Source organism: Ginsengibacter sp., assembly GCF_057362405.1.
The window spans coordinates 1-8,520 of the sequence record NZ_JBMQQG010000013.1 but is presented as its reverse complement, the minus strand read 5'-3'; the positions used below and the strand labels follow the sequence as shown (position 1 = coordinate 8,520).

Annotated in this window: 6 protein-coding genes; 1 reads left to right on the top strand and 5 read right to left on the bottom strand. The window is 40.1% G+C overall.

Features of this window, described 5'->3' with window-relative positions:
* Window positions 1-288 precede the first annotated feature (288 nt).
* Complete coding sequence (locus ACO1O5_RS00990; RefSeq protein ID WP_486267581.1) at window positions 289-528, top strand: hypothetical protein; 240 nt, start codon at window positions 289-291, stop codon at window positions 526-528.
* A gap of 96 nt (window positions 529-624) precedes the next feature.
* Here ACO1O5_RS00990 and ACO1O5_RS00985 read toward each other — a convergent pair whose 3' ends face one another.
* From ACO1O5_RS00985 to ACO1O5_RS00965, 5 genes are all read right to left on the bottom strand, one after another.
* Window positions 625-2,034 (bottom strand): c-type cytochrome domain-containing protein, encoded by a 1,410-nt coding sequence (locus ACO1O5_RS00985; protein ID WP_486267579.1) that lies wholly within the window; start codon window positions 2,032-2,034, stop codon window positions 625-627.
* A gap of 366 nt (window positions 2,035-2,400) precedes the next feature.
* Window positions 2,401-3,333 (bottom strand): sugar phosphate isomerase/epimerase family protein, encoded by a 933-nt coding sequence (locus tag ACO1O5_RS00980; RefSeq protein ID WP_486267578.1) that lies wholly within the window; start codon window positions 3,331-3,333, stop codon window positions 2,401-2,403.
* A 16-nt stretch (window positions 3,334-3,349) separates the two neighbouring features.
* On the bottom strand, window positions 3,350-4,861 hold the full coding sequence (locus tag ACO1O5_RS00975) for a DUF1501 domain-containing protein (RefSeq protein ID WP_486267576.1): 1,512 nt from the start codon (window positions 4,859-4,861) through the stop codon (window positions 3,350-3,352).
* Window positions 4,862-4,946: 85 nt separating this feature from the next.
* Window positions 4,947-7,715, bottom strand: coding sequence for a DUF1553 domain-containing protein (locus ACO1O5_RS00970; RefSeq protein WP_486267574.1), 2,769 nt, complete (start codon window positions 7,713-7,715; stop codon window positions 4,947-4,949).
* A gap of 131 nt (window positions 7,716-7,846) precedes the next feature.
* The coding region (locus ACO1O5_RS00965) for a hypothetical protein (RefSeq protein ID WP_486267572.1) at window positions 7,847-8,520 on the bottom strand (674 nt) is incomplete at its 5' end.

Below are 8,520 nucleotides of genomic sequence, written 5' to 3'. Positions count from 1 at the left end.
AATTGGAGAGATGTTCCGGGGTAGTCTGAGAAAAGGCGTCCCCAAAAAACAATAGCAAAACAATAAGCAGGTATATTCTTTGGGAATTCAATCAGTTCGGATTTTAGAATCACTAAAATTAGCATTTATGAATGGAAGTTGCTGAAGCGGAGTTGCCACACTATTTGTTTTTTTTGAATTTGGAAATTGCGCACTACACATTAAACGCTAATGAAGGCAACTTCGTATCCTTTCTTTGGTATGTGTTATTTATATTTGAAGATCACTTTTATTGACTAAAAACCAGGCATGAATAACAAAGTCAGAACCGAATTTATTTTTGGAATTAGCATGGCAATTTTGTTTATTTCTGATAGTCTTCTGTCAGGAAAAAATCATACGACAAATGAAATTGTTGGAATTGTCTCCGCAGGAATTCTTGCCGGGGCCATTGGCGGGTTTGTGGTTGGTTTTCTTTTGGGGAAACTCAAATCATCTAAGTTCGCAGGAAATTCCAAAAAGGGCGATACTGATACCGAGAATAATTAATTTCTCAAGCTTATATCATTCAAGAATTCAAAAAAAATTATCAACAAATCTTAAGTTACGAGTAGCCTTCCTTGTTACTTTTTCCCTGAGCACCTTTTAATTATTTGTTTTCGGCGCCTTCACAATTATTGTATCGGTCGCTAGCAAAGGAACTACGTAACCGCCACTATCAATCTCTGTTTTAGGAAACGCCTTTTGTAAAACTGCCCAATCATTTTTATTTACACCTGTTTGATATAAATAAATTGACTGCAACCCTTTTATCGACTGAAGTTGCATGACTCCCTTCGCCGTAACCTTTGTTCCTACGAGACTTAGCGATTGCAACTTATCGAGGTTCTTTACCAATCCCAAACCTTTATCCGTAATCTTTGTATTATTTAATTGCAATAAGGTGAGATTTGTGCATTGGCCTATTATAGATAAAGCACTATCGCCAATATTTACATCATTTAGTTTTAGCCATGCTAATTGCTTTTTTACTGACAACAGTAATTTAATATCTGCCCCAGTAATATTGATAGCAGAAACAAAGTTTGCCATTAAATAATTAGAGTTTTGGGCCACAGGAATTATGATCACTCCTTTATCTTTTAAGGGCTGCAAATCTTTTTCATCAGCCTTTTTTACAGGCTCCGTTGGAATAATGGGAATTGCTTTTTTTTCGATATGATCACTTTGTAATGCAAGCAAATAAGGTTTAATTAATTCAGGTTGTTTTAAATCCTTTACTTTTTTATTGAAATCAGCGCCTTCATCAATCCACCAATGTATTAAGGCAATTTCTTTTTCGGTGAACTGTGGTTTTTGTTTTGGCGGCATGTGATCATCATCTTCGCGGGGAAGTAATATCCGTTTCAACAATTTACTTTCTTCCGGGTTAGCATTGAGAACGGCACCATGCTTCCCTCCTTTTAATATCCAGTCAGGGCTATCAAGCCGTAAGTTATTCTTTTGCCTTTTCTTACTGTGACAGGTATAGCATCTTGCTTGTAGCATTGGCTGAATCACATCAGCATAAGCATTCGCCTCTTCGATGTTCGGAATTACTTTTCTTACGATCGCTACAGAGTCAGGTTCATCAGATAAGGCAGAGGTAAGATAATCGGAACCATGCGTTAGAGAACCGCCAAGATGCCCTGTTATAAAAATGAGAATTAATAAGGCAACAGAAAGTAGCTTATACCAAATGTCCAGCCTACCTGAAAGTAATCTTGCATAAAGTAAAAATGAAATTGAAGCCACGCTAATTCCCATCCACATGTGCCATCCAACCAGGCTTTCGTCATAGTCTCCATTTAAGGATAACAGGTAACCTGTAATACACGAAAGGATGGCAGCAATCATTCCTGAAAAAATAATCACCTTAATTACTTGTTGTGATATTTGATATTTTTCATAAACCGAAAGCCATTGCAACAATAAACCAATCAGCAAAAAGCCAATGGGCAGGTGTACCAGCAGTACATGAAATCGGCCAATAAATTCGGTGATGGTAAGAAGCATTTAGTTACGGGTTGTCGTTAGTCATTTGTCAATGGTAATTGATGATTAATCAATAGCCATTTGGACAATGTAAAGGTTAGTATTTATTGATAAAAAGTTTTCAAAAAGTATTATGTATTAAGTAATCACTCCGGCCTATCGAATCAATAGCCCCGATCCTTTAGGTCGGGGGCAAAGTTTTTTTGTTTTCGGCTTTAGCCAAATATCCTCTGTTATAAATTCTTTTGGCTAAAGCCATTAAACGGATTCATTTTTACCCCCGACCTAAAGGATCGGGGCAAATAAACAACTTACTTTGTGATTAATTTTGTGAACTTTTTTAATACCAGGTTTTATATATTGAAAAATTGACTTATTGACTCTTCTTTAACTATATCGTTTGCGAAGCAAATTCATCATGTATACATTTATTCCCCATTGATCAGCTAACGGTTGCCGCGTATACGGCATTGTAGGCATATAATCTGCGGGGCCAAATTCTGTAAGTATCGTTAAGCGCTCTCCTGCCTTCTTCTTGCGACTAACTATTTCGTCCCACCATGCAAGATGCGCATGTAATGCCGCTTCCCATTCGGGTGCTCTCGGGTCATTAACCTGTGGGCCTTCAGCATGGCCTATTCTCGCGTGTATATGATCTGCTCTTTCAGTGGCAAGTGCTAAAGTTTCCGGTTGATCCTGCAGTAACGTTTCACTTACATTGCACCAATGCGATACATCAAATGTTATTCTTAACTCAGGAATTTTTTCCATGTAATGTTTTGCAACAGGCGCAGCAAATAAAATTCGTGACCGATGTGTTTCATGGTACATAGGAATTCCTGTTTGTTTGGAAAGTTGCAACGTATGATCTATAAATGTTTTGCTCTGTTCAAAACTAAAAAAATCTTTTCCCGAATGGCAGTTAATGTACAGTGGTTTTTGAATAGCATTTGTTGCGGCGGCTTCGGTCATTTGTTTAAATAACTGTAGATTTTCGTTGTAGTCGCTTTGGTGTCCTGCACATAAAAAGCCAACTTCGAGATGGTACTTTTTTAGCGCAACAAATAATTCATCCTGTCCTGCCTTCTCCATCGGCCACCAGATTTCAATACCGTCGTAACCGGCTTTTTTCACCTTATCACAATAGGCATCCATCGTACCTTCAAAGCCCCAGTTGGTAGCTAAGAGTTTTAATTCAAATTTATTATCCATATTTTCTTTTGATTGTTTTGCTTCCGCGAATGTCGGAATAGATGCTAACATTAATGCGGCTGTTGCTGATGCAGTAGTTTCAATAAATTTTCTCCTGTTTTGATTCATCTTTAATCTATAAATATTATGCTATAATTTCTTCAATTACTTTTCCGGAAACATCCGTTAGCCTGTATGGACGACCCTGGAAATTGTACGTGAACTTTTCATGATCAAAGCCGAGCTGGTTTAATATAGTAGCCTGCACATCAAACGGAGTAACGGCGCCACTTACCGGATAATAACCGATCTCATCCGTTTCACCATGCGAATATCCTTTCTTTATGCCACCGCCTGCCATCCAAATTGTAAATGCTCCCACATGGTGATCTCTCCCTTTAAACGGATTTGGTTTTCCTTCCCGGTTTTCCATCATGGGCGTTCGTCCAAATTCGCCGCCCCACACTATTAATGTTTCATCAAGCAAACCTCTTTGTTTCAAATCCAGTATTAAGGCAGTAATTGATTTGTCCACTTCACGGCATTTATTAATAAGGCCCACATCAACTGCTGTGCTGGCACTGGTGCCATGAGTATCCCAGCCCCAATCGAATAACTGAACAAACCTAACCCCTTTTTCAACCAATTTTCTTGCTAACAAAATATTATTCGCGAAACATGCTTTGTTCGGTTTGGTACCATACATTTCGTGAATATAATCCGGTTCGTTATTAATGTTCATAATTTCCGGCACCGAAATTTGCATCTTGTAAGCCATCTCATATTGCGCAATTCTCGACAATATTTCCGGGTCTTTAAATTCTTTAAATTCCTGTTGATTCACTTCATTAATCGCATCTATGGATGCTTTGCGTAAATCCCTGTCCATGCCGGCCGGATCATCTATAAATAAAACAGGATCTCCTACACTTCTGCATTGCACCCCCTGGTAAACGGAAGGCAGAAAGCCGCTTCCCCACACGCTTTTACCGGCATCCGGAAATTGTCCGCCCGAAGTTAATACCACAAATCCCGGCAGGTTTTGGTTTTCAGTTCCCAATCCATACGTTGTCCATGAACCAATACTTGGCCGTCCTAAACGTGGCGAACCTGTTTGCACCAGCAACTGTGCCGGGGCATGATTAAACTGATCGGTAGTGCATGCTTTTAAAAAGGTTATTTCATCTACCACCGTTGACAAGTGTGGCATATTTTCACTCACCCATGCCCGGCTTTCCCCGTGTTGGGCGAATGCGGCCTGCGGTCCCAGCATTTTTGGAACACCACGGATAAATGCAAATCTTTTGCCCTTCAGTAAAGACTCAGGACAATCCTGCCCGTCCAGCTTCATGAGGTCTGGCTTGTAATCAAATAATTCCAGTTGCGATGGCGCACCCGCCATGTGCAAATAAATAACGCTTTTTGCTTTGCCCGGAAACATCGGCAACTTAGGCTCTAACGGGTGTGCGGGATCAAAGACAATTTGATTATTCATTGATGATGAACCAAGTCCGCAACTGTGTAAAAGTGAACCTAGAGCAAGGGCACCAAGTCCCATGGCACTTTCCTTTATAAAATGACGACGGCTATTGAGTTGACAAGCTTTTTTATTTGCTTCATTAACCAAACGCTGAAGATGTAATTCTTTTTGTGTCATATTTTTTTATTTTAAGCCTCACCCCCAACCCCACTCTCCTTAGAAACAGGGAATCATTAAGGAGACAAATTCACGTTACAAATTTTTAATTGTTTGTTATCATTTCATCCAAATTTAAAATTGCACTCGCAACAATTACCAGTGCTGCCGTTCCGGGATTGTTATGTTCGCTTTCTTCACCAATTAACTCACAAGTCTTTTCTTCGTTTTTGGCAAACCTTCTATATGCTTCATTATACAATTTTTCAAGGGCTGCCAGTTTGGGTTGCGTAATCGGTTTACAAGTTGCTATTTGATACCCGCATTGTATCGTTTTTGCAACATCTTTCAATCCTGCTCTTTCAATCATACGATAAGCGAAATGACGGGATGCATCCAAATAAAATGAATCATTTAAAGTAACCAGGGCCTGTAAAGGTGTATTGGTATTAATGCGTCGGGCAAGACATGCTTCCCTGGCCGATGCATCAAAACTTTCCATTGCAGGATAAGGAGCCGTTCGTTTCCAATACGTGTAAACCGCCCGCCTGTATTGATCCTCACCTTCACTTTTATGCCAGGTCTGACCGTTATAGGGCGAGAGCCATATACCTGCAGGTTGAAATGGCATTACACTTGGGCCAAACATTTTTCCGCTAAGTAACCCACTAATGGCAAGCGCCTGGTCATGAATTTCTTCTGCGGATAGCCGAACCCGTGAGCCTCTTTCATAAAAATTATTGAACGGATCTTTTTCTTCTGATTCCCTGGTAACCTTTGAGTCCTGGCGATAGGTTGCGGACATCACGATTTCCTTTATTAATTTTTTTACGCTCCACTTGTAGTCATTCATAAAATGCCAGGAAAGATAATCGAGTAACTCTTTATGTGTAGGCGGCGCACCCTGCGTGCCCATGTCTTCTAATGTTTCTACAATGCCTTTGCCAAAGAGTTGTTCCCATATTCGGTTCACCATCGTTCTTGCCGTTAAGGGATTTTGTTTACTGGTCAGCCACATGGCCATCCCGAGGCGATTACGTGGCGCTTTATTAGGAAAAGGATTCAGAGATTCCGGTACATCCGGTTGTACCAAATCGCCTTTTACCAGCCAGTTTCCTTTAATAAAAACATGCGTGGCACGATGCATGTCCATAGGATTATCCATCATCACTGGCGTAGTACTTACGGGTGCATTTACTAAGTCCCAAAAAGTTTTTTTCGCCTCATTATATCCTTCTTTATCCTTACCGGGCAACGGCTGCGTAAAATAAAACCAATCAAATAATAATCCGTTGGCATCGGGTGTTTTCAAGTCGGGATTCGTATAAGTAAGATACAAATCATGTACACCTGAAGCTGCACCAATATCTACACTGGTGATCGTCCAGCCCTTTGTTTTTGAAACCTTCATTGTTTGCAGTACGGGACCAGCAGGGCTGTCTAAATGAATAACCCAGGTACCATTATTTACAAATGCGTTATAGCGGTATATTAGTTCACTCTTATTGTCAAGATCAACTTTTTTCAAACGGGCTATCGAGTGGTTGCGTAATACGAGCCATTTGGTATCACTCAATGCACTGTTTACAAACGAATCTGCCGTAAGAGAATTAATAGCGGGTTGCCACGTATTTAAGAAAGTATAGATTTCTTTTGCCCGTTGCGAATAACCGTTATCGTTAAACCATTTGATCAACCTTATCAATTTCACGCTGTCTTCTGTGTTGTAAGTGCGAAGCAAAGGATAGTCGGCTTCTGTATCTTCGTCTCTTGTATTATTGTAAAAGGCAAGAAATTTATAATACTCGTCGTGCTTAAACGGATCGTAAGGATGACTGTGACATTGTACGCATCCAAACGTTGTACCCATCAAAGCCTGCCAGGTTGTATTCACCCGGTCTATAACAGCAGCCGTTCTGAATTCTTCATTGTCAGTACCACCTTCATCATTCGTCATGGTGTTACGGTTGAAGGCTGTTGCTATCAATTGCTCATCCGTTGCGCCGGGTAACAGATCGCCTGCCAGTTGTTCAATCAGAAACTGGTCATATGGTTTGTCTTCGTTAAATGCATTTATGAGGTAATCCCGGTATCGCCAGATGGTACGGCTGTCATCACGCTCATAACCTTTTGTATCGGCATAACGTGCAAGATCGAGCCACATGGAAGTAAGGTGCTCACCATATTGTGGCGAAGCCAGCAAAGCATCTACTAATTTTTCATAAGCATTGTTACTGTTGTCATTTAAAAATTGATTTGCCAAACCTTCTGTTGGTGGTAATCCCGTTATATCCAAACTAACTCTTCGCAACAAAGTAGCTTTGTCCGCCTCGGGCGAAGGTTTTAAATTTTCTTTCTTTAATTTATCGTAGATGAAATAGTCAATATCATTTTTTACCCAATCAATTTTTTTTGCAGGAATTAATCCAAAGAAAGAAGACTTTGGTACAGGCACTTCTTCTTCTTTTACCGGCACATACGCCCAATGATTGCCCCATTTAGCGCCCTGGTTTATCCATTTGGTTAGTATGTCAATTTCATCACTTTTCAATGGCGTATGTTTATAAGGCATGCGGTCTTCGGGATCATTTAGTTTGATGCGGCGGATCATCTCACTTCTATCCGCATGGCCCGGCACGATCGCATATTTACCTGACTTCGTTTTTTTCAAAGCCTCAGAACGAAAGAGCAAACTAAAATTTCCCTGGCGCCTTACACCACCATGACATGTAATACAATTATGATTTAGAATTGGCTTTACCTGTGTGTTGAAATCAATTGGAGTATTATGAGCGCTGATAATAAAAGCCGAAGCTGCAATTATTATCACAACCAATAAAATCAACAGCAATCTTTTATATTTCAACCCAGGCATTATGGGGAATTAAATTGAAAAGAGGTATTTGTAAAGTGGTTTATACGCCATGTCGAATTTACGGAAATATTGTAACTAAATGTGGTTAGCAAAAAAGAAGGACGTGTGCAATCGTTTGTCTACGACAATTTTTATTTTTTTGCCTTCTTCCAGGTTATCCTTCTGCCGACGATAACCTTAAACACGAATGCATCTGTTGCGTGTGTCAGCCCCCAGCCAGGGCCGAAATTGATTTCCCATCTTGGATCAATGTCCAGGTCGGCCGAAACAAATAACGCATGGTTTTGCTGAGCTAATTTAGGAACATTATCTAACTGGCCAATGCTACCATAATATTCAAAACCGAGAGCAACTTTATTAAAAGTGTAAGACGTTTTGATATTAGGTTCAAATGAGGGCGAATGATCACTACTACCTTTTAGACCAACTCCAAACGTTGGATTAAGAGCAACATATAAATTATTAAACTGCTTGTCAACGATCGGCCTTATTTCAATACTCCAGGTGTCTGTGGAATAGTCACTGCTTTGAAAACCTATTTCTGTTGAAAGGCTTACGCCCACGGGCCAGTGCCATTTTTCGGGTACGCTTATCCGTGGCCGAATGTGAGAGCCTACGTATCTGTACCCATACGGGCCTGTATAGTTTGTAAAAAAATAAAATCCAATCTCAAAGTTATTGGTTACTCCATGCGTTATTTCTACTGTTTCGTGTAAGGCATGATTACTTGGCCTAACGCCATCAACAATATCTGTTTGTCCATCGAAAGTAAAATTGCTATGCAACTCAAACATCGTAGTGCCTT

What these genes read in the sequence shown, in the direction of transcription:
- ACO1O5_RS00990 (WP_486267581.1), top strand. Translation starts at nt 289, where the DNA reads ATGAATAACAAAGTCAGAACCGAATTTATTTTTGGAATTAGCATGGCA.
- ACO1O5_RS00985 (WP_486267579.1), bottom strand. Translation starts at nt 2,034, where the DNA reads ATGCTTCTTACCATCACCGAATTTATTGGCCGATTTCATGTACTGCTG.
- ACO1O5_RS00980 (WP_486267578.1), bottom strand. Translation starts at nt 3,333, where the DNA reads ATGAATCAAAACAGGAGAAAATTTATTGAAACTACTGCATCAGCAACA.
- ACO1O5_RS00975 (WP_486267576.1), bottom strand. Translation starts at nt 4,861, where the DNA reads ATGACACAAAAAGAATTACATCTTCAGCGTTTGGTTAATGAAGCAAAT.
- ACO1O5_RS00970 (WP_486267574.1), bottom strand. Translation starts at nt 7,715, where the DNA reads ATGCCTGGGTTGAAATATAAAAGATTGCTGTTGATTTTATTGGTTGTG.